General features: G+C 73.3%; 13 protein-coding genes and 1 pseudogene. 12 read left to right on the forward strand and 2 right to left on the reverse strand.

Annotated elements, in window-relative coordinates; all coding sequences use genetic code 11:
- Window positions 1–65 precede the first annotated feature (65 nt).
- Genes BG482_RS33645 through BG482_RS33665 form a run of 5 tightly spaced genes read left to right on the forward strand, consistent with a single transcriptional unit; the run spans window position 66 to window position 12,997 of the window.
- Window positions 66–6,263, forward strand: coding sequence for an SDR family oxidoreductase (locus BG482_RS33645; RefSeq protein WP_069772995.1), 6,198 nt, complete (start codon window positions 66–68; stop codon window positions 6,261–6,263).
- Window positions 6,263–7,819 (forward strand): cytochrome P450, encoded by a 1,557-nt coding sequence (locus tag BG482_RS33650; protein ID WP_069772996.1) that lies wholly within the window; start codon window positions 6,263–6,265, stop codon window positions 7,817–7,819. The genes BG482_RS33645 and BG482_RS33650 overlap by 1 nt, the downstream gene beginning before the upstream one ends.
- On the forward strand, window positions 7,816–10,317 hold the full coding sequence (locus tag BG482_RS33655) for a KR domain-containing protein (protein ID WP_069772997.1): 2,502 nt from the start codon (window positions 7,816–7,818) through the stop codon (window positions 10,315–10,317). The genes BG482_RS33650 and BG482_RS33655 overlap by 4 nt, the downstream gene beginning before the upstream one ends.
- Complete coding sequence (locus tag BG482_RS33660) at window positions 10,314–11,561, forward strand: cytochrome P450 (protein WP_069772998.1); 1,248 nt, start codon at window positions 10,314–10,316, stop codon at window positions 11,559–11,561. Before BG482_RS33655 ends, BG482_RS33660 begins: the two co-directional genes overlap by 4 nt.
- On the forward strand, window positions 11,558–12,997 hold the full coding sequence (locus tag BG482_RS33665; RefSeq protein WP_069772999.1) for a carotenoid oxygenase family protein: 1,440 nt from the start codon (window positions 11,558–11,560) through the stop codon (window positions 12,995–12,997). The genes BG482_RS33660 and BG482_RS33665 overlap by 4 nt, the downstream gene beginning before the upstream one ends.
- A 66-nt stretch (window positions 12,998–13,063) precedes the next feature.
- On the opposite strand, the gene BG482_RS33670 is transcribed toward BG482_RS33665, so the two are convergent.
- Window positions 13,064–13,825: an SDR family NAD(P)-dependent oxidoreductase gene (locus BG482_RS33670; RefSeq protein ID WP_069773000.1), complete on the reverse strand. Its 762-nt coding sequence runs from the start codon at window positions 13,823–13,825 to the stop codon at window positions 13,064–13,066.
- A gap of 141 nt (window positions 13,826–13,966) precedes the next feature.
- Here BG482_RS33670 and BG482_RS33675 point away from each other — a divergent pair, with 141 nt between their 5' ends.
- The 3 genes from BG482_RS33675 (at window position 13,967) to BG482_RS33685 (ending at window position 17,870) form a co-directional block, all read left to right on the forward strand.
- Window positions 13,967–15,454, forward strand: a complete 1,488-nt coding sequence (locus BG482_RS33675; protein ID WP_069773001.1) for an aldehyde dehydrogenase family protein — start codon at window positions 13,967–13,969, stop codon at window positions 15,452–15,454.
- 390 nt (window positions 15,455–15,844) lie between these two features.
- Window positions 15,845–17,098 carry a histidine kinase gene (locus BG482_RS33680; RefSeq protein WP_107450848.1) on the forward strand — a complete coding sequence of 418 codons (1,254 nt, stop codon included), beginning with the start codon at window positions 15,845–15,847 and terminating at the stop codon, window positions 17,096–17,098.
- 64 nt (window positions 17,099–17,162) lie between these two features.
- Entirely contained in the window at window positions 17,163–17,870 is a 708-nt protein-coding gene (locus BG482_RS33685; RefSeq protein ID WP_069773008.1) for a response regulator transcription factor, read from the forward strand.
- Between the two features lie 360 nt (window positions 17,871–18,230).
- Here BG482_RS33685 and BG482_RS33690 read toward each other — a convergent pair whose 3' ends face one another.
- Window positions 18,231–19,247: a Gfo/Idh/MocA family oxidoreductase gene (locus tag BG482_RS33690; RefSeq protein WP_069773003.1), complete on the reverse strand. Its 1,017-nt coding sequence runs from the start codon at window positions 19,245–19,247 to the stop codon at window positions 18,231–18,233.
- Window positions 19,248–19,376: 129 nt separating this feature from the next.
- Between BG482_RS33690 and BG482_RS33695 the strand changes: the two genes are divergently transcribed.
- The 4 genes and pseudogenes from BG482_RS33695 to BG482_RS33710 form a co-directional block, all read left to right on the forward strand.
- A complete protein-coding gene (locus BG482_RS33695) occupies window positions 19,377–20,114 on the forward strand; it encodes a GntR family transcriptional regulator (protein ID WP_176741538.1) in 738 nt (245 codons plus the stop codon).
- A gap of 328 nt (window positions 20,115–20,442) precedes the next feature.
- Window positions 20,443–21,591 (forward strand): ROK family glucokinase, encoded by a 1,149-nt coding sequence (locus BG482_RS33700; protein WP_069773009.1) that lies wholly within the window; start codon window positions 20,443–20,445, stop codon window positions 21,589–21,591.
- A gap of 67 nt (window positions 21,592–21,658) precedes the next feature.
- Window positions 21,659–22,252 carry a sugar kinase gene (locus BG482_RS33705; RefSeq protein ID WP_069773005.1) on the forward strand — a complete coding sequence of 198 codons (594 nt, stop codon included), beginning with the start codon at window positions 21,659–21,661 and terminating at the stop codon, window positions 22,250–22,252.
- 174 nt (window positions 22,253–22,426) lie between these two features.
- A pseudogene (locus BG482_RS33710) lies at window positions 22,427–22,920 on the forward strand (ATP-dependent helicase); the annotation flags it as partial.

A 22,920-nucleotide genomic window follows, 5' to 3' on the forward strand; every position in this document is an offset into this window, starting at 1 on the left:
TCCCGACCGGAGCGCGGCGATCGCCCCCTCCGGTCCCGGACCGTGCGACAAGGAGCAATCTCGCGATGCAGCAGCAGCTCAGCGGCAGGCTCGCCCTGGTCACCGGCGGCGCCCGGAACATCGGCCGCAGCGTGGCCCTGGCGCTCGCCGAGCGCGGCGCCCACGTCCTGGTGAACTACTTCCACTCGCACGAGGAGGCCCTGCGCACCCGCGCCGAACTGCTCGCGCTCGGCGCCCGGGTGGATCTCCTCAGGGCCTCCGTGGCCCGGCAGGACCAGGTCGACCGGATGTTCGCGGAGATCGAGGAACGCTTCGGCCACCTCGACATCCTGGTGAACAGCGCCGCGAACGGCGCGCTGCTCCCGCTGGACCGGATCACCGAGGCCGACCTCGACAAGGCCCTCGACACCAACTACAAGGGCAGCCTGCGCTGCGCCCGGGCCGCCGCTCCGCTGATGGCCCGCCGGGGCGGTGGCTCGATCGTCCAGATGTCGGCCCTCGGCAGCTCTCAGATGGTGATGGCGAACTACCTGGCCTGCGCCCCGGCGAAGGCCGCCGTCGAGGCCCTCACCCGCTATCTGGCCGTCGAGTTCGCCCCCCTCGGCGTCAGGGTGAACACCGCGTCCGCGGCCATGCTGGCCAGCGAGGTCGCGGACGCCTTCCCGGACGCCGAAGCCATGCAGGCGGTCGTCAGGGACGCCACGCCGCTCGGCCGGCTCGGCACCCCGGAGGAGTTCGCCGCTCTCGTCGCCTTCCTGGCCGGCGACGACTCCCGCTGGATCACCGGCCAGACGATCCTGGCCGACGGCGGACTCTCCCTGGGAGCGGCGCTGCTCTCGCCGCCGCGCCGGCACGAAGGCGCTCCGGCTCGCGACGTACACGCCGTGGGCGACGTCGCCCCCGATCAGGCCGCCACCGCGGAACCCGCTCCGGACACCCACAGCGCTCCCGCCGCGGACCCGGACGGCCTCGGCCCGGACGGCCTCGGCCCGGACGGCCTCGGCGCCCCGGACGACCGCGGTGACCCGGACGACGACGAGGCGGCCGTCTTCGGCGACCGCGGCGCCTCGGAGGACGAGGAGGTGGCCATCGTCGGCATGGGCCTGGCCGTGGCCGGCGCCAACAGCCCCGAGGAGTTCTGGGAGTTGCGCACCACGGGGGCCGAACTGTTCGTCCCCGTCCCCGAAGACCGCTGGAAGCGCTCGACCTTCCACTCGGCGGACCCCTCGGCGCTCGACAAGTCGTACCAGGACACCTGTGTCTTCATCACCGACTTCCGGCCGGCCGCCGAAGCCGTCGCGACGATGGACACGGCCGGCGGCGCGGACCACGAACTGACGACCACATGGCTGCGGCACAGTCTGGTGCAGGCCCTGGAGGGAGTACGGCGCGACCCGTCCGCCCGCCACTCCTTCCTGGTGGGCTACACCCCCGACGGCAGCCAGCACCTCGAGGAGGCCGGCGTCCTCGCGGGCATGGAGGCGAGGGCCCGGCGGACGGCCGGCTCGCTCGACCTCACCGCACCGCAGCGCGACCGCCTCCTCGACGCGGTCCGGGACGCCCTCACCCGGCGCTACCGGCGCGGCGCCCGGGACCCGGAGCGGTTCCTCCCGCACCGGGTGGGACAGCTGGCGATGGCGGGCGTCCTGCCGGACGAGACCGAGGTGCAGATGATCGACACCGCCTGCTCGTCGTCGCTCTACGCCATCGACATCGGCGCCAAGGGCCTGCTGAGCGGCAAGCACGACGTCGCCGTCTGCGGCGGCGCGTTCGCCCTGGCCCCACGCGGAACGGTGCTGTTCTCCAAACTGCAGGGCCTCTCGCGTCGCGGCGCGGTCCACTCGCTCGACGCCGATGCGGACGGAGTGATCTTCGCCGACGGCGCGGGCGTGGTCGTCATGAAGCGGCTGAGCGACGCGCGCCGCGACGGGGACCGGATCCTCGGCGTGCTCAGATCCGTCGGAGCCTCCTCCGACGGCCGGGGCAAGGCGGTGTACGCGCCGAACGCGGCCGGTCAGGACCTGGCGGTCCGCGCCGCCTTCTCCGGCGGGGACTCGCCCGCCGACGTCGACTGGATCATCGCCCACGCCACCGGCACCCCGGCCGGAGACCTCGCCGAGTTCACCACGCTCCGCGCGCACTTCGGCCGGACGGACCCGGCGTACGTCACGTCCAACAAGTCGCTCATCGGGCACACCGGATGGGCGGCGGGCGTCGTGTCGGTCATCGAGGCGCTGCTGGCGATGGAACACGAGACGATCCCCCGCCAGTTCCGCTTCGCCCGGGCGCCGGAGTCGTTCGGCATGGACGACAGCCTGCTGGAGATCCCGACCGAGAACGTCCCCTGGACCACGTCCGAGGTCCGGCCCCGCACGGTGGCGGTGTCCGGCTTCGGTTTCGGCGGCACCAACGCACACGCGCTGGTGAGGGAGCACCGCGAAGGGGAGCACCGGCCGTCCGGACGGCGTCCGCGCGTCGGGCCCCGCGCGCGTCCGGCCGCCGCCGGCGCCGGGGACCGGGTGGTGGTCGTCGGATGGGCGGCGCACGTCCCCGGCCTCGACCGGGAGGGCGTCGTGCGGTGGATCGGCGGCCGGGGCCCCGGCCCGGCCGACGGCTTCGGCCCCGCCTACCCCACACCGCCCCTGCACAGCGTCCGGCTGCCTCCGGCGACGGTGCGCACCATCGACCGCTGCCAGCTGATGATCCTGGAGTGCGCCCACGACCTGCGTGGACGGCTCACCGGTTTCTGGGACGGCGCCACCGGCGCGACCGGCGTGTTCGTCGGCCACATGGGCCCCACCAGGGCGGCCATGCTGTTCGCGAACCGCTGCTATCTCGACGACGTCGAGCAGGCGCTCACCGAGGATCCCGTCGCGGCGTCCGCGCCCGGACTGCCGCAGTTGCTGACGGGGCTGCGCGAACTGGTGCGCGAGGAGATACCGGCGTCCAACGAGGACTCCTTCCCCGGCATGATGCCCAACGTCATCTCCGCCCGGGTCGCCAACTACTTCGACCTCAAGGGCCCCAACATCACCCTCGACTCCGGGTACGCCTCGAGCCTGACCGCCATCGAGACGGCCGCGCGCTACCTGCGGGCCGGGCAGCTGGATCTCGCCCTGGCGGGCGGCATCAACGGCAACAGCCTCCCCGAGTACGCGGCACTGCTGGCCGGGCTGCCGGAGGGCGTCGCGGCCGGGCCGCTCGCCGAGGGGGCCTTCATGTTCGCCCTCACCACCGAGGCCACGGCCCTCGCCGCCGGGCTGCCGGTCCTCGGCCACGTGGCGGATCTGACGGTCGGCGGCACGCCGTCCGACGGCCGCCGCGTCGACGTCGCGCCGGCCGGTCCGGCCACCGCCACCACCGCCCGTTACCTCGGCGCCGCCGGCGCATTGGCCGTCCTGCGGGCACTGCTCGGCCCGTCCGGTGCGGTGGACGTCACCTGCCGGGGCCGGACCGAGCAGAGCACCGTCCGCCTCGCCCTGCGCGTACCCGGCGCGACGACCGGTGCGCCGCCGGCACGGCTGCTCCCCCTGCCCGCCCGGTTCACCGGCGCCGACCGGCCGGCCGGCGGCGAGGCCCTGGTGACCACACGTCATGTGGCGGCGCTGACCGAGCTGGAGGCCGGGCCCGAGCCGCACGAGCGGGTCGCGTTCCTGCCGCCCGGCGTCGTGGTCCTCACCGATCTGCCCGACCTGTGGGCCTCCCTGCGCCATCTCCCGGCCGACGCGACGGTGCTGTGCACCGCGCCGGTCAGCGTCACCCGCCCCGGCTGGCACCATCTGCCGGAGGTCACCGCGGACGCGGTCCGCGCGGCGCTGGACGACCACGGGCCGGTACGGCACCTGCGGGTCGTCGCCGACCTCGCCCGCTCGGCGCCGTTGCCCGGGACCGGGACCGGGACCGGGCCGTCCCCCTCCCGTGACGGACTGGCCCCCTCCCTGACGGCCCTGCACGACGCGGCCTTCCTCGTCCTGCAGCGTGCCCACCAGAACCCGGCGGCCGAGGGATCGTCGTTCCTCACCCTGCTCCTGGGGGCCGTCACCGGCCGGATCCCGCACCCCTGCACGGGTCTGTTCGCCGGGCTGGTCAAGTGCGCGGCCCTGGAGTCGCCCGCCACGCTGACGTTTCTCCTGGCCACCGACGAACGAGGACCGCGCAGGGGCGCGCTGCTCGCGGAGCGGGAGTCCCGCGCCGTACGCACCTTCCCCGTCGTCCTCCACGCCGACGGCCGGCGCCTGGCCCCGGCGCTCGCACCGGAGCGCGCCCTGACCGGCACCGGCCCGGGGAGCGTCGAGGGCCGCCTCGGCCCCGGGTCCGTGGTGGTCGCCGTCGGCGGCGCCCGCGGCATCACCGCCGAGGTGGTCGCGGCACTGGCCGAACACTTCCGCCCCCGGATCTACCTGGTGGGGAGCAACCCGCTGGACGAGTATCCCGAAGCCGTCTTCGAAGGGGACGACGACACCTTCGCGGCGACCCGCCGGCCGTACATCCGCGAGAACCTGGCCGGCCGCGGCCGGACGGTCGCGGAGGTCAACCGCGCGTTCGACCGGCTGCTGGACGCCCGTGCGGCCCGCCGCACCATCGGGCGCCTGGAGGAGCTCTGCGGCGTCGGCCGGGTGACCTACCTGACGTGCGACGTCCGGGACGAGGAGGCGGTGGGCCGGGCCGTCGACCGGATCCTTGCCGAGCAGCCGGCCGTGGACCTGCTCGTCAACGCCGCCGGACGCAACCGGTCCGCCCTGATCAGGGACAAGGACTTCGCCGAGTTCAGGGCCCTGCGTGATCTGAAGACCCTCGCCTACCGCAACCTCAAGCGCGCGTTCGCCGGCCGGCCCCCGGCGATCTGGTGCAACTTCGGTTCCCTGCTCGGCCACTTCGGCCAGCTCGGCGAGAGCGACTACGCCGCCGGCAACGACTACCTGGCGACGGCCGCGGTCGACGCCGCCGCGCAGGGGGCCGACGAGTTCACCGTCGGCTGGACGCTCTGGGAGGGCGTGGGGATGGGAGCCCACGAGCTGACCAAGGCGTATTTCGAACGCGCCGGCTCCTACAGCCACATGCCGGTCCGCGAAGGCGTGCACCACTTCCTCCAGGAGCTCCACGCGGAGCGCCGTACGGCGTCGGTGGTGCACATCGGCGCGGCGGAACGGGAGACCATCGAAGGCTTCTACCCCGGTTACCTGGCCCGCCCCGCACCCGGCGCGGCTCCCGGCGCGACGCCACCCGGCGCGACCGTGCCGGACGGGTCCGGCGGACCGCAGCCCGCGGGGGCGGGGAAGGGCACGTTCTACCTGCGCGAGACGCTGTCGTCCGACGCCGACTCGGCGGTCTTCGCCTGCGTCTTCGACCTGAGCACCGACGGCTACCTCGCCCACCACACCGTCCGCGGCGTGCCGACCCTGCCGGGCACGTTCGTCGTGGAGATCGCCGCCGAGGCGGCGCGCCACCTCGCGCCGGGTCTCACGCCCGTCGCCTTCGAGGACCTCCGCTTCGCCCACTTCCTTCGCGTCCACGACGCCGTCCGGTCCGCCCCCGCCCCCAAGAAGATCACCGCCCGGGTGGCGGAACGCGGCGACGACCTCACCGTGGTCGAGGTGTCCGTCACCTCGGACGTACGCGCCCCGGGCGGCGTCCTGCTGGTGAAGGACAGGACGCACTTCACCGCGCGCGTGCTGCTGCGCCGCGAGCTGCCCGTGGCCCCGGCCTGGCAGCACTGGGACGACGGCGACGACGTCCCCGTGGCCGACCCCTACCACGCCCCGGCGTCACCGGTGTCCCTGACGGGTCCCTTCGTCTCCACCACGCGGACGCGACTGCACCCGCTCGGCAAACGCTCGGTCTACCGGGCCGACGTCGCCGCCGGGGATCCCGCGCTCTCCCGGTTCACCACGCCCGCGATCCTGCTCGACGGTCTGGCCCGCACCGGTGTCCTGCACCTGGAGAACGGCCGGCTCGTGCCCGTCGCCGCACCCCTGTCCATCCGCCGGGTGGATCTGTACGAGGAGGCCAACGACATCGAACTGACCAGGCGGTACGGCCGGCTCCACCTCTACGCCACGCCCACCGGCTTCGACATGACGGGGGACGTGCCCGACAACCGGTTCGTCGCCGTCACCCCCGAGGGCCGGGTCGTCGCCCAGCTGCAGGGCGTCCGCGCCACCGTCGTCGGCCATGTGGACGCGGTCTCCGGGCGCCCGCACTCCGCGGACGGGCAACCGCTTCCCGAACCGGCCGGCGCCGCGACCGAGAGGAAGGCCGGCTGATGAAGCGGCGGACGACGACCGGGGACGCGATCCGGGAGCAGCGGGGCGAGCAGGCCCCCGGGCCCGTCGGCAGTGTGCTGTTCGGCGCGCTGAGCAGTTTCAAGAAAGACACCCTGCGCCTGCTGACGGAGCTTCAGCGACAGTACGGCGGTGTGGCCCGGATGAAGATGGGCCCCTACCTCGTCCATCAGGTGACCGCGCCCGAGGCCGTCAAGCACGTCCTGCAGGACAATGCGCGGAACTACGTGCGCGGCAGGTTCTACCGGGGCTTCAACCTGTTCTTCGGCCGGGGGATGCTCACCACCGACGGGGCGGAGTGGCGTACCCGTCGCGCGGTCAGCCGGCCCTTCTTCCACCGGGCAGGGCTGCGCGCGCGCTCCGACGTCGTCACCGGCACGGTGGAGGAACTGCTGGCGCGCTGGGAGCCCAGCGCCCGCACGGGCGACCCGGTCGACATCACCGACGACATGATGTGGCTGGCGATGGGCGTGCTGGGCCGCATGCTCTTCGGCGTGGACCTGCGCGGGTACGCGGACCGGCTGCTGCCCGCGGTCCGCTTCTCCCTGAAGGCGATGATCCTCACCGGTGAGGTCCGGCAGATGCTGCCCCGCTGGGTGCCCACCGCGTACCAGCGCCGCCTCAAGCGTCACCAGGCGGTCCTCAACGACGTCATGGACGAGATCATCGACCTGCACCGGCGCGGTGGGGGCAGCCCCGACAGCGTGGTCGCCGCCCTGCTGAGGGCCACCCACGAGGTCACCGGAGAGCCGTTCACCCAGCGGCAGATACGGGCCGAACTCAAGACGCTGTTCCTCGCTGGCCATGAGACCACCGGCTGCGCCCTGACGTGGACCCTGTACGCGATCGCCCAGCACGAGAACGTCCGGCGCCGGCTCGACGCCGAGCTGACCGAGGTGCTGGACGGCCGGGTGCCCACCGCCGAGGACGTGGACGACCTGCCGTATCTGCGGGCGGTCGTCGACGAGTCGCTGCGCCTGTACCCGCCCATCTGGCTGTTTCCACGGGACGCGGTCGCCGACGACCAGGTGGGCGGCTACCGCGTCCCGGCCGGCAGCACGGTGCTCGTCCCGGTGTACGCGGCCCACCACAACCCCGCCGTGTGGGACAACCCCGAGGCGTTCGCCCCGGAACGCTTCTGCCCCGCCCACGCCGCCCGCCTCACGCCGAGCGGTGACGACACGGCCCCGAACACAGCCGCAGCCGCGAGCGCAGGCGAAAGCAGCGACGCAGACGCGGGTGGTGAGGGAAGCGACACAGACGGGGACGGCGAGGGGAACGAGAGCGGGGCCCGGGGCGCGGCCCGGCGACGCGACCGCTACGACTACTTCCCCTTCGGCGGCGGCGCCCGCAAATGCATCGGCATGGACCTGGCCCTGCTGGAACTGCGCCTCGCCGTCGCCATGGTGGTGCAGCGCTACCGCCTCGAGCTGGTCCCGGGCCACCCGGTCGGCCCCGCGGCGCTGGTGTCCCTGCGCCCGCAGCCCGGCGTCCTCATGCACATCAGGCCGGCAGACCGCAAGGAGTCCCCGGCATGAGCGCCGTCGCCCGGCCTGCGCCGGCCGTGGCCCCGGTGCACCGCGTCCGGTGGCGGACCGTCACCGCGTCCGGTCCGCCGCCGCATCCGGCGCCGGCCCTGCGCGGGGCCAAGGTGCTCGTCCTCGGCGGCACACCGCCGCTGGCCCGCGCCGTCGCCAGCGCCCTGCGGGAAGCGGGCGCCGAGGCCCGTGCGGACGACTCGGGGCGGTGGCCGGTCGCGGACGAGGCGCCCGACGGACTGGTGGACCTGGGGCACGCCCACCCCTTCGTGCCGGGGGAACACCACGGCTATCGCACGTCGCTGCTGCGCTCGGTGGCCGCGCTGCGGGCCTGCTACCCGCACTGGCGGCGGGAACCGGACGCGCACCGGCTGTTCTACGTCGTCGTCACCTACCTCGGCGGCACCATGGGGTACGAGGCTCCGGACGACGCCGCGACGGCCGCGCAGCCGCTCGGCGGCATCTGGGCCGGTCTGGCCAAGACCGTCCACCGGGAGATCGCCAACTGCAACACCCGGGTGGTGGACACCGACCTCGCCGACCTCGCGGAGCTGCCGCGGCGGATCACCCACGAGCTGTACCGGTGGGGCCTGTTCGAGGTCGGCTACCGCGCGGGCCGCCGCCGCACCCTGGAGGCGGTCCCGGAGGAGGCCGGCCCGCCGGCGCTGTCCCTGGACGCCGGGGACCTGGTGCTGCTCTCGGGCGGCGGACGCGGCATCGGCTGGCGGCTCGCCCGGACGCTGGCCACCCGCCACGGCTGCCGGGTGGTCGTCACCGGGCGCGGCCCGCTGCCCGGCCCGGACGACCCGTCCCGCGTGCTCGACGACGAGCAGTTCAAGGTCCACGAGCGGAGCCTGTGGGCGCGCCGGCGGCAGGGCCACGGGCTGGCCGCCGTCCGCGCCGCCGTCGACGCCGCCCGGCGCGACCGGGAACTGGTGCGCAATCTGGACCGGGCCCGGCGGGCCGGCCTGCGCATCTCGTACGCGGTGTGCGACGTCACCGACCGCGACCAGACCGCGGCCCTGGTCGCCCGGTACGGGAGAACGATCACCGCCGTGGTGCACAACGCCGGTGTCGACAGCCCCGCGCGGCTGCCCAAGAAGACCGACGACGAGTTCCTGGGCACGGTCGCCACCAAGGTCGACGGTTTCGTGAACCTCTTCCTCGCGGTGCGCGAGCTGCCCCTCAAGTTCTTCTGCAACGTCGGTTCCCTCACGGGACGGCTGGGCGGCATGGTCGGCCAGCTCGACTACGCCGCCGCGAACGACGGGCTGGCCCGCCTCGGCCTGTGGGCCCGGGCGCGGGCCGCGTTCCCGGTCATGACGCTGTGCTGGCCCACGTGGGACCGGCTCGGCATGGTCGCCAACTTCGAGGCCACGCTGCGCTACATGGCGGCGCTCGACGTGGGCGAGGGGCTCGACCTGTGGATGCGCGAGCTGACGGCCGCCACCTGCGGCGAGGTCACCTACATCGGCCCGCTGGGCCGCGCGCTCGGCCCGCACCAGAGCCGCGGATACCGCGTGAGCGCCGGTCTGCCGGGCCACCGGGACGTCCTGTCGGCCGTGTTCCACCTGGGCGATCTGCGCACCCATGTGCCGCACGTCGCGCAGAGCGCGCTGTTCGCCCTGGACAGCGCGCACGCGCCCGTCCTCAACGACGTGCTGGTCGGCGGCGAACCCTCGCTGCCGGTGTCCCTGCTGCTGGAGAACGCGGTACGGGCCGCCGCCTGGGTGCAGCCGGAGGACTACGCGCCGTTGGCCCTGCAGAGCATGGAGGACGTGTGCGTCGCCCTTCCGGAACTGCGTGTGCGGCAGGGCGGCATCGTCCTTCGGCGGTCGGTCACCGCGGGGTACACCGACGGCCGCTGGACCGCCCACGTCCGGTTCCACCACGCCGGCACCGGCCGTGAGGCCGCCCGGCTGCGCCTCGTGTACCGCCGTGCGGACGCCCCGGTCGAGCCGCACGCCGGACAGGGCGGCGGACAGAGCGTGGGGCAGGGCGTCGGGCAAGGCGTCGGACAGGGCGGCGACGAGGACGGGACCGGGGGACCGTACGCCACCGCCACCGGAGGGGCCACCGCCACCGCCGGGGCCGTCGCCGCCTCGGGTCGGCCGCCGCCCCCGCACGAGGCGGATCTCCCGCTGCGCTGGTCGGGGCTGGTCCTGCGGCGCGCCCACTGGCACACCGGGCCGCAGGACACGTGCACGGCCGAGATCCGGGAGACACCGGCCGGCGATCTGTGGATGCTGCCCGGCTGGCCGGTCAGCGCACTCCCGCTGACCGCCCTCGAGAACGTCTTCCGCCGTACGGCGGAGCACGCCCCGGGTGCCGCGCTCACGGTCCGGCGCGTCGAGGTGCACGGCGGGATACCCGTACCGGCCCCGGGCGCCGTGCTCGTCGCCCGGGGAAGTCCGGACACCGGCCGCTGGACGGTGTCCGCAGCCGACGACCGCGCACTTCGCCTTACCGGCGTCGCCTACCGAGGAGATCAGCGATGACGCAGCCGCAGTCCACCGCTCCCGAAGTGTCGCTGTCGCACGTGTACCGGCCCGAGTTCGTCGACGACCCCTATCCGCTGTACCGGCGGGCCCGTGAGACGGACCCCGTGCTCTGGGATCCCTGGTCCGGCGAGGCCGGCGCCTGGATGGTCACCGGATACGAAACCGCTCTCACCGCGTTGCGCGACCCGCGGTTCTCCGCCCGTCGCCCCCAGTGGGACCCGGCGGCAGGCACCGAGCGCACCGCGTCCCCGCTGCGCGCCCTGCACACCCAGGTGTTCGTCAGCGACGCACCGGACCACCAACGCATCCGCAAGGCGTTGTCCCAGCCGTTCCTGGCGCGCTCCGTGGAGGCCATGCGCGCGGACATCGAGCGGTCCGCGCACCGTCTGCTGGACGCCGTGCTGCCCCGCGGGCGGATGGACTTCATGGCGGACTACGCGATGGCGCTGCCGTCCGAGACGGTCTGCCGGCTGCTCGGCGTCCCGCGGGAGGACCGCGACACGGTCTGGAAGTTCATCCTCAGCTGGGGGCTGCTCGTCGACGAAGGGCCGCTCAGCAAGGAACACCCGGAGTACCACCTGGCGGGGGTCGGGACGTACATGGAGTACTTCCGCGCGCGACTCGCCGAGCGCCGCGAGCGGCGCACCGAGGACCTGATGCAGACCGTGGCCGACGCCTGGGACGAGGGCCGGTTCAGCAGCGAGGAGGAGCTGCTGGGCAACCTGATCTTCCTGCTGACGGCCGGACAGACGACGACCGCTCACCAGATCGGGAACACCGTGCTCGCCCTCCTGGCCCAGCCGGAGGTGTACGGCGAGGTCGCCTCCGATCCCTCCCGGGTGCCCGCGGCCACCCCCGAGTTCATGCGGTACGACAGCTCGGTGCAGCTGACCAAACGGCGCGCGAAGGAACAGGTGGAGCTCGGCGGCCGGACCGTCGAGGAGGGCCAGGAGGTGTTCGTCTGGATCGGCGCGGCACACCGCGACCCCGCGGCCTTCGCCGACCCCGACCGGATCGACCTGGACCGGCCGCGCACCCCCAACCTCGCGCTGGGCCACGGGGCCCACTACTGCCTGGGCGGACGGCTCGGGCAGCTCGTCAACGAGATCGCCGTCCAGACCTTCGTGGAGCGGGTGAGCGGACCGAAGGTCGACCCGTCCCACGTCCACCGGGCGGCCACCGCCACGTTCCGCGGCCCCCACGTCATGCCGATGACCTTCGACGCGAAGGAGACACGATGAGCACCACCAGGCCGCCGCTGCCGGACTTCGCCGGCTTCACCACCCTCGACCGGGAGGTGGCGCTGGACCGGCTGCCGGTCAGGGGCGCCGTCCCCGAGTGGCTGAGCGGCACCCTGCTGCGCAACGGGCCGGCCAAGTTCGAGGTCGGCGACTACCGGCTCACGCACTGGTTCAACGGTCTGGCGATGCTGCACGCCTTCTCCTTCGCGGACGGCCGGGTGAAGTACGCCAACAAATTCCTCCGCACGACGGCGTACGACCTGGCCACCACCAAGGACCAGCTCTACGGCAAGCAATTCGGCCACGACCCCTGCGAACGGCTCTTCGGACGCCACTTCGCGGCCTACTCGCCGAACATCACCGACAACACGAACGTCAACGTGGCCCGGATGGCCGGGCGTTACTTCGCCTTCGCGGAGCAGCCGCTGGCCAACGAGTTCGACCCGCAGACGCTGGAGACCCTGGGCGAGGTCCCGTTCGAGGGCCTCGTCCAGGGCGAGACCTCCACGCCGCACCCGCACGTCGACTTCGACCGGCGGGTGCTGATCAACTACACCACGTCGATGGCGGACCGGGCGGCGTACCAGCTCTTCTACGTCCCGGACGACGCGCTCGTCCAGCGGCCGCTGGCCACGATCGAGGTCGACGAGCCGTGCTACATGCACAGTTTCGCCGCCACCGAGAACTACGTCGTCCTCGTGGAGTTCCCGGTCGTCATCGACGGCGAGCGTTTCCGCCAGGCCCGAAACCCCTTCCTGGCGACCTTCAGCTGGCAGCCGGAGCGGCCTGCCCGCTTCCTCGTGGTCGACAAGAGGGAGGGCCGGCTGGCCGCGACCTTCGAGAGCGAGGCGTTCTTCGCCTTCCACCACGTCAACGCCGTCGAGACCGGCGGGGACCTGTTGGTCGACATCGCGGCGACGCACCATCCCTACGAGACCGTCCTCGGCCTCGAACCGACGGAGGACCAGCTCGACCTCGAGGCGTACGGGTACCAACTGCGGCGATACACACTGCCGTTGGCGCGCTCCGGCGGCACGGTCGGGTGGGAGCCGCTCGCCGACGCCGGAGTGGAGATGCCGCGCATCAACTACCGGCGCCACAACGGCAGGGCCTACCGCTACGCCTACGGCCTCGGGCACTCGCCGCGCAGTCTGCGCGCGATGAACAGGCTGCTGAAGGTGGACGTGGTGGCGGGCACCCACAAGGCCTGGTACGAGAAGGGCTGCTTCCCGGGCGAGGGGGTGTTCGTGCCGCGTCCGGGGGCCACGGGGGAGGACGACGGCGTGGTGCTGTCGGGCGTGCTGGACGCCCGGAGCGGACGGTCGTTCCTGCTGGTCCTCGACGGGCCGTCGTTCGAGGAACTGGCCCGGGCCGAGGTGCCGCACCACATTCCCAACGACTTCCACGGTCAGTTCTTCCCGGATCTGCTCCGCTGATCGCACGGTCGGCCCGGGCCCGGCCGGCCGGGCGGGAGCGCTCCCGCCCGGCCGGCCTGACCGCGGTCACGGGGTCCAGGCCCGGTGGAGGAACCGCATGGCGCCGACGCCGATGCCCCCGTCCGCGTACAGCGTCTGTCCCGTGATGTAGCGGGCGTCGGCGGAGCCCAGGAAGGCGATGACGCCGGCGATGTCGTCGGCCTCGCCGAGCCGGCCGAGCGGGAGGTACGACCCGCGCCGGGCGTGTTCGGCGGGGTCCGGACCGAACAGGTCGGCGGCCCCCTCGGTCCGGATGAGGCCGGGCCCGACCGCGTTGACGCGAATGCGGGCATCGGCGTATTCGGCGGCGGCCTGTTGGGTGAGGGCGATGATCGCGGCCTTGGCCGCGGGATATATACCGGAATTTGCGCGGGCGGTCTCGGCGAGGAAGGAGGTGACGTTCACAATGGCCCCGCCGCCGCTGCGCGCGATGATCGGAGCGAAAATCTGAGTACAGAGCAGATTGCCGAGGACATTGACGTCGAGAACCCGGCGGAAATGCTCGACGTCTATCTCCGCGAGCGAGCTGAACGTCCATACACCGGCGTTGTTGACCAGCAGGTCGAGCCGGTCCAGTCCCGCCGCCAGGGACCGGAGCCCCGCGGCGTCGCGGACGTCGCAGCGTGCGCCGACCCCGCCGACCGAACGGGCCGTGCTGTTCGCGGACTCGTCCTGGTCCACGGCGACGATCGAGTAGCCCCGCTCGGCGAGCAGGGAGGCGGTCGCCCGGCCGATTCCCCGGCCGGCTCCGGTGACCAGGGCGACGGGTTTTTCGGAAGCGGTGCTCATCGGGTCTCCTCGCGTCCGGAAGCCCGCCATGCGGATGCATTACGGGCAGGGGTATGGAATATCCGGACGGTGATGTCTGTCAAGCAATCACCGACCGGAAGAAAGGCGACTCTTTTCCTGATGTCAGAATGGAGTGAGCGAATGTCAGTGACGACGGAAACCGCCGTGACCGGAATTTCCACGGCGCCGCGCAAGATGCTGGTCGGCGGTGCGTGGAGGGACGCCGCGGACGGCGCCGTGGTGGAGACCGTGGACCCGGCGACGGAGCAGGTGCTGGCCACGGTGCCGCTGGGCGGCGCCGCGGACGTGGACCTCGCCGTCCGAGCCGCCCGCGCGGCCTTCGAACCGGGCTCGGCGTGGCGTCGGATGTCCCCGTCGCAGCGGGGCCGGCTCATCCACCGGCTCGGCGACCTCGTCCTGGAGCACGCCCGGGAACTCGCCCTGACCGAGTCGTACGACAACGGCAAGCCGGTGTCGTACGCGGCGATGGCCGACATCCCGATGGCCGCCGACCTCTTCCACTACATGTCCGGGTGGACCACCAAGATCGAGGGCGACACGATCCCGTTCTCGACGGCGCCGCCCGGCAGCTTCCTCTCCTACACCACGCGGGAGCCGATCGGGGTGGTCGGCCAGATCATCCCCTGGAACTTCCCCCTGATGATGGCGGCCTGGAAACTGGCTCCGGCGCTGGCGGCCGGGTGCACCGTCGTCCTCAAACCCGCCGAGCAGACCCCGCTGAGCGCGCTGCGGCTCGGTGAGCTGATCCAGGAGGCGGGGTTCCCGGACGGCGTCGTGAACATCGTGACGGGTGACGGAGCGACGGGGGCGGCCCTGGCGGCCCATCCGGACGTCGACAAGGTCGCCTTCACCGGCTCCACGGAGGTCGGCAAGGAGATCGTCCGGGCGTCTGCGGGCAACCTCAAGAAGCTCACCCTGGAACTGGGCGGCAAGTCGCCGAACATCGTCTACGCCGACGCCGACCTGGAACGGGCCGTGGCAGCTTCGGCCGGCGCCGTCTTCTTCAACCAGGGCGAGTCCTGCATGGCGGGCTCCCGCCTGTACGTGCAGCGGCCGGTGCTGGACGAGGTGGTCGGGGGACTGGTCGCCGAGATGAACCGGCTCGTCGTGGGCGTGGGCGCGGACCCCGCGACCCAGCTCGGCCCGCTGGTGTCGAAGGAGCAGCTCGACCGGGTCCGCGGCTATGTCGAGGCCGGTGTGCGCGACGGGGCCGTCCCGCACACCGGAGCGCAGAGCCTGCCGGACACGGGGTACTTCGTCCCGCCCGTGATCTTCACCGGGGCCGCGCCCGGCATGAGCGTCGTCGACGAGGAGATCTTCGGCCCGGTCCTGGTGGTCCTGCCCTTCGACCGGCTCGAGGAGGTCGTGGACGTCGAGCGCGTCAACCCCTACGGTCTCGCCGCCGGCGTCTTCACCCGCGACATCGGCAAGGCCTTCCGGACGGCGGACGCCATGAGGGCCGGGACCGTGTTCGTGAACACGTGGAACGCCCTGGACGCGGCCCTCCCCTTCGGCGGCTACAAGCAGTCCGGATGGGGCCGGGAGATGGGGCACGCGGTCCTGGAGAACTACCTCGAGACCAAGACGGTCATCGCCGACCTGTCCTGACCCGCCCTCACCGCGAGGACGTGCCGCCGGCCGGGCGAGCGGCTCCTGCCACCCGGCCGGCGGGCGACGGCGAGGAACGGCGCGACCGACCGCGCGTCCGGCTGCCCCGCCGTCCGGCCGGCCCACGTCCCGTCGCCCCACGTCCCGTCGGGCGGACTTCCGTGAGGCGGACGTCCGTCATCCGGACTTGCCGCTCGACTCCGGACGCCACGGGCCGCGCACGCATCGGCCGCCGGGCCGGACCCGTCCGGCCGAAGGCGTGCGCGGCGCCCCTCCGGCCAGGCCGAAAGTAGCGCCCCGCGCGACTTCGGTCGATCGTCGTGCCTCTTCGGCAGGGGATCGCGTCCACGAAGCGGTGGCGCGGTCCCGCACTGCGTAGATTTGTCGGCCATGAGGGCAGACGACGAGGCGGCACGGGCGGCGCCCTGGTTCACCGGACGCCGGTGGCTGCTGCCGTCCGCGCTCGTCGCCGGGCTCGACCCGGACGCCGAGCACCCCGGGCGGCCGCACCGGCGCACCGCACGCGACTGGGCCGTGGACACCTGCTGCTTCCTCCTGGCGGTGGCGGTCGGACTGGCGGTGGCGGACGCGTTCCCCGCGCAACGCGACCTCGCGGGCGCCTTCGCCGTGGCGGACCAGGCACTGGGCGTCCTCGCCTGCGTCGCCGTCTGGCTGCGCCGCCGGTGGCCGCTCGCCCTGGCGGTCACGTCGGTCCCCCTCGGCTTCCTGTCGACGACCTCGGCCGGCGCGTGCACCGTCGCCCTCTTCACCCTCGCCGTGCACCGGCCGTTCCGGTACATCGCCTGGGTCGGCGGCGCCGAGATCGCCCTCATCCCGCTCCTCGCCTGGGCGCGCCCGGACCCCACGCTCGCCTACGGGCCGTCGGTGGCGTGGAGCGTGCTGTTCACCGTCACCGCCATCGGGTGGGGCATGTTCGTCCGCTCCAAGCGGCAGTTGATGCTCAGCCTGCGCGACCGGGCCCGGCGCGCCGAGACGGAGGCCCGGCTGCGCGCCGAGCAGGCGCAGCGACTGGCCCGCGAGGCCATGGCCCGGGAGATGCACGACGTGCTCGCCCACCGGCTCACCCTGCTCAGCGTGCACGCCGGCGCGCTGGAGTTCCGTCCGGACGCGCCCCGCGAGGAGATCGCACGGGCGGCGGGCGTCATCCGCGAGAGCGCCCACGAGGCCCTGGAGGACCTGCGGGAGATCATCGGCGTGCTGCGGGCCCGCGAACCCGACGACACGGGACGCCCCCAACCGACGCTCGCCGCCCTGGACGCGCTGGTCGCCGAGTCCCGCGAGGCCGGCATGAAGGTCACCCTCGACCAGCGGGTCGCCGACGCCGGCGCGGTACCCGCCTCCGTCGGCCGCACCGCCTACCGCATCGCCCAGGAAGGCCTCACCAACGCCCGCAAGCACGCCCCCGGCACGGAGGTCGCGGTCACCGTGGCGGGCGGGCCCGGCGAGGACCTCGTCGTGACCGTGCGCAACCCGGCGCCCGAGGGCGAGGCGCCGGCCGTCCCGGGCTCCGGCCAGGGGCTGATCGGCCTGACCGAACGGGCGACGCTGGCCGGCGGACGCCTGGAGCACGGTCCGCGGGACGACGGGGGCTTCGAGGTGCGGGCGTGGCTGCCCTGGGGCTGAACGTCCGGGCCCGGCACGTGACTTGGCTCCTCGCTCCGCCCTCGACCGTGATTACGTGATGCCCATGACTGCGATCAGACTCCTCCTCGTCGACGACGATCCCCTGGTGCGGGCCGGTCTGGCCTTCATGATGGGGGGCGCCGACGACATCGAGATCGTGGGCGAGGCCGCGGACGGAGGCGAGGTCGAGGAACTGGTGGAGCGCACCCGCCCCGACATCGTCCTGATGGACATCCGCATGCCGGCCGTGGACGGCATCACCGCCACGGAACGTCTGCGCGCCCGCGCGGACGCCCCGCAGGTCGTGGTGCTCACCACCTTCCACGCCGACGACCAGGTGCTGAGGGCGCTGCGCGCGGGAGCGGCCGGGTTCGTCCTCAAGGACACCCCGCCCGCCGAGATCGTCGACGCGGTGCGGCGGGTGGCGGCCGGCGACCCGGTCCTGTCGCCCACGGTCACCCGGCAGTTGATGGCGCACGCGGCCGGCACGACCGCCGACACCCGGGGCGCCGACGCGCGCGTGCGGCTCGCGACCCTGGGCGAGCGCGAGCGGGAGGTGGCCGTCGCCGTCGGCCGCGGTCTGTCCAACGCGGGCATCGCCGCCGAGCTGTTCATGAGCGTCGCCACCGTGAAGGCGCACGTCTCCAGGGCGCTGGCCAAGCTCGGTCTCAACAACCGGGTGCAGATCGCGCTGTTGGCCTACGACGCCGGTCTCCTCGACGAGGGAGCGAACGGCCCGACGGGAGAGGAACACGGGCGCGGCGGCCACTAGCCGGACCTGCCGCCCCTCGTACGGGCGCCGACGCCGCAAGGTCCCCTGGAGGACGCCGGAAGGCCGCATTCGCGCCGCCGGGGCTGCGGGACTGCGGGGCCGTCGAGCTGCGGGGCCGCCGGGATCGCCGTCGGGGCGCTTGGCGGCCGCCGCCCAGGGGAGGGGCCGTCGCCCAGGGGAGGAGCCGCCGATCGACCGACCGCCTTCGGTACGGCATCCCGACGGCCGAGGCCCCCGCCGGGGCGCCAGGGCCGTGCGGCGACGCATCCCCGTCGGCTCTCCGTCGGCCCGTACCGGCTCCACGGGCCCGGACGGCCGCGCGTCGAGTGGATCACGCGCCGCCCGGAGCCGGGCGGGCGTTCACCCCGCCGTCGGGGTCGCCGGGATCTCCGCGAGGGCGACGGCCCGGCGTTCGTGGCGGGACACCTCGCACGCCTCCGCGATCCGCAGGGCGTGCAGGGCCTCGCGACCGTCGCAGGGATTGGGGCGCATGCCCCTGACGACGTCCACGAAGGCGTTCAGCTCCGCCTCGTACGCGGGCCCGAAGCGTTCCAGGAAGCCGGACCACGGCTTGTCCGCGGCCGGCGGTCCCGTGGGCTCGGTGGACGCGATCGGCGTGCGGTCGTCCAGACCCACGACGATCTGGTCGAGCTCTCCGGCCAGTTCCATCCGGACGTCGTAGCCCGCGCCGTTCAGCCGTGTCGCCGTCGCCGTGGCGAGCGCGCCGTCGTCGAGGGTGAGCAGCACGGCCGCCGTGTCCACGTCGCCCGCCTCGCGGAACATCGCGGGTCCGGCGTCGGACCCGGCGGCGTAGACGTCGACCACCTCCCGCCCGGTCACCCAGCGCAGACAGTCGAAGTCGTGGATGAGCGCGTCGCGGTAGATCCCGCCGGACACCGGCAGCCAGGCGGCCGACGGCGCCGACTCGTCGGACGTCAGCGCCCGGATCGTGTGCAGGCGTCCGAGCCGGCCCGAGCGCACCGCCTCCCGGGCGCCGGTGTACCCCGCGTCGAAGCGGCGCTGGAAGCCCATCTGGAGGATCGTTCCGGCGGTCTCGACCTCGGTGATCGCCTGTAAGGTCCCCGCCAGGTCCAGGGCGATCGGCTTCTCGCAGAAGACCGGCAGGCCCGAGCGTGCTGCCCGACCGATCAGTTCGGCGTGGGCCGAGGTCGCCGTCGTGATCACCACGGCGTCCACGCCCCACCGGAAGATCTCGTCGACCCCAGGAGCGGCCGTCTCGCCCAGCCGCAGCGCGAGCTCCTGAGCCCGCGCGTGGTTCGCGTCCGTGAGGATCAGGGATCCGACCTCGCGGTGACGGCTGAGTGTGTTCGCATGAATGGTGCCTATGCGGCCCGTCCCGATGACCCCGATGCGCATGAAACCAAAGTGACGTCGCAGGCCGCACCCTGTCAATGCGTATGTCCGGACAATCGGACTGCACAACTTCCCGTCAACCGGTCCCGGAGCTACGCTCGGGCCGTGCCGAAACCAGAAGTGGACCCGACCGTGCAGCTAGAACTACGTGTGGACCGAACCTCCCCGGTGCCGTTGTACTTCCAGCTGGCGCAGCAGCTGGAGGCCGCGATCGAGCACGGATCGCTCACTCCCGGCAGTCTCCTGGGTAACGAGATCGAGCTGGCGGCACGGCTCGGCCTGTCCCGGCCGACCGTCCGCCAGGCGATCCAGTCGCTGGTCGACAAGGGCCTGCTGGTACGCCGCCGGGGCGTCGGCACACAGGTCGTGCACAGCCAGGTCAAGCGGCCGCTGGAGCTGAGCAGCCTCTACGACGATCTGGAGGCGGCCGGTCAGCGGCCCGCGACGACGGTCCTGGTGAACACCGTGGTGCAGGCGTCCGCCGAGGTCGCGGCCGCACTCGCGGTGGCCGAGGGCAGCGACGTCCACCGGGTGGAGCGGCTGCGGCTGGCGCACGGCGAGCCGATGGCCTACCTGTGCAACCACCTGCCGTCCGGGCTGCTCGACCTGGACACCGACCTGCTGCAGGCCACCGGGCTGTACCGCCTGATGCGGACCGCGGGCATCACCCTGCACAGCGCCCGGCAGTCGATCGGCGCGCGCGCCGCCACCGCCGCCGAGGCCGACCGGCTCGCGGAGGCCGAGGGCGCCCCGTTGCTGACCATGCAGCGCACGACCTACGACGACACGGGCCGCGCGGTCGAGTTCGGCGACCACATCTACCGGCCGACCCGCTACTCCTTCGAGTTCCAGCTGCTCGTCCGTCCCTGAGCGCTCCTTCCCGCTCCGTGGGCCGACCCCTCGTCCACATCCATATGGGTCACATTGTCCTGACAATGTGACCGGATGTCCGGACAAGGTGAGCGAGGGGTGCTTCCCGGCCGTACCGCTGAAGAGGGACGATGCGAGGGCCCACACGCGGGACTCCCTCACCCTGGACGGGCTGACGCGGCTGACGGCGGGCGACAACCGGCCCGACGACCTGCGGCACGAGCGGGAACGGACCGGCTGGATACGGAGGCGGCGTCGGCGTGTGCTTCGTCGCGTGCGCGTCGCCCCGCTCGGCACCCGGCACCACGGTGAGGCAGAATCGGCGGCGATGAGCACCTACGGCAACTTCAGCGCCCCCATCGGCTCCCGCCGCGCCCCCGCACTTCGCACGGTGGGCACGAGGGAGCGCCGCTCGCACCTCACGGCGCCCCGGGTGCCGACCGTCGGCATCGACATCGGCGGCACCAAGGTGATGGCGGGCGTCGTCGACGCCGACGGCAACATCCTGGAGAAGCTCCGCACCGAGACCCCGGACAAGTCCAAGAGCCCGAAGGTCGTCGAGGACACCATCGCCGAGCTCGTCCTGGACCTGTCCGACCGGCACGACGTGCACGCCGTGGGCATCGGCGCGGCAGGCTGGGTCGACGCCGACCGCAACCGCGTCCTGTTCGCACCCCACCTGTCCTGGCGCAACGAGCCGCTGCGCGACCGGCTCTCCGGCCGGCTGTCGGTGCCCGTCCTGGTGGACAACGACGCCAACACCGCCGCCTGGGCGGAATGGCGCTTCGGCGCGGGCCGCGGCGAGGACCACCTCGTCATGATCACCCTCGGCACCGGCATCGGCGGCGCCATCCTGGAGGACGGCCAGGTCAAGCGGGGCAAGTACGGCGTCGCCGGCGAGTTCGGCCATATGCAGGTCGTGCCCGGCGGCCACCGCTGCCCCTGCGGCAACCGCGGCTGCTGGGAGCAGTACAGCTCCGGCAACGCGCTGGTCAGGGAGGCCCGCGAACTGGCCGCCGCCGACTCCCCGGTGGCGTACGGGATCATCGAGCACGTCAAGGGCAACATCGGCGACATCACCGGCCCGATGATCACCGAACTGGCCCGCGACGGCGACGCCATGTGCATCGAGCTGCTGCAGGACATCGGGCAGTGGCTCGGCGTCGGCATCGCCAACCTGGCCGCCGCGCTCGACCCCTCCTGCTTCGTGATCGGCGGCGGCGTCTCGGCCGCCGACGACCTGCTGATCAGCCCCGCGCGCGACGCCTTCAAGCGCCAGCTCACCGGCCGTGGCTACCGTCCCGAGGCCCGGATCGTGCGCGCCCAGCTCGGTCCCGAGGCCGGCATGGTCGGGGCCGCCGACCTGGCCCGCCTGGTCGCCCGCCGGTTCCGGCGTGCCAAGCGCCGCCGGGTGGAGCGCTTCGAGCGCTTCGAACGGTTCACCGAGGCGGCCCGCCGCACCCAGGACACGGCCTGACCGCCCTGTCGCCCCGCCCCGGCGCCGGCCTGACCGCCGCACCGCCCCGTACGACCTCGGACCTCGCATGACACCCTCGCTGCCCCACCAGGCCGCGTCTCCGGACGAGCCGTCCCGCCCGCCGGAGGACCGCCGGCACGTGATCCGTCGCAGGGCGATCACCCTGCTGATCATCGTGCTGCTCATCGGCGTTCCCGCCGGTTACCTGGTGATCTCCGCCAACCAGAGCCGCGACAGCGGCAAGGACAAGGAGGACAAGTATTCGGCGACCGGCCTGACCGCGGGCTGGCCGTCGAACATCCAGCGCCGGCTGTACCAGGTGCCGATCCCGCACCCGTCGAACCAGGTCGCCTACTACGAGACGAACAACTGGAAGACCAGCCGTCTCTACGTCCAGTTCCAGACCACCCACGCGGGCCTCGACGAATTCCTCGGGCACATGGGCGTCAGCCGCGCGGACCTGAAGAAGGGCGACATCGCCATCAGCGACCGCGACCAGGACATCACCGGCTGGAAGTTCACCGGGCCGGGCTCCCGCCCCGGCGACTACTTCGGGCTCGTCCGCGAACAGAAGAACCCCGACCCGACGCTGGACGTGGTGGTGAACACGGGCAACGCGACCTACCCCTTCGTCTACGTGGTCTCCCGCACAGTCCCCTGACCTGACCTGAGCTGACCTGACCTGAGCTGTTCGGGCTCGACTCGACCTGATGCGGCCTCGGGGGGCGGGCCCCCCGGGGCCGGGCCCGGCCGGCCGTCGGGGCCGATTGTCAGAGGCCGCCCGTAGAGTCGAGGACGACTGATCCGACACACGGGCGGGAGGTGGACACACGGCATGAGCGCCCTGCTCGACGGCGCGGCGCAGACGGAGCCCGGCTCCGTCTGCGTACGGCTCGCCGCCGTCTTCCTGCCCGCGCCCCTCCCGCGCGAGGGCCGCGTCGCGTTCTGGGACCCGGCGGACGCCCCGCTGCCCGCGGCGACGGACGCGGAGCGCACGGAGCTCACCGTCGTCCGCCGGCACGGCTCCTCGATCCGCCGCAAACAGGCTCCCGCCTTGTCCCTGCCGCTCGACAAGGCGCTCCCGATCCTCGTGCGCGCCCGCCGCGACCCCGCCGCCCACCCGGCGACGGCCTGCTGGGGCGCGGCCGCGCTGCACGCGCTGCGGCTCACCGCCCGAGGCCGCCTGCTGCCGATCGCCGCGCCCACCAGCAACTGCGTGCCCGCCCCGGAGGCGACCGGTCCGACCGCGCTCATCTTGCCGGCGAGGAGCCCCAGACCGGTGAGGACGGCGGTCAGCGCGACGGCTCCGACCCGGTCCCCCGCATACAC

Source organism: Streptomyces sp. LUP30 (assembly GCF_001746365.1).
In the GTDB taxonomy this organism is placed as follows: domain Bacteria; phylum Actinomycetota; class Actinomycetes; order Streptomycetales; family Streptomycetaceae; genus Streptomyces.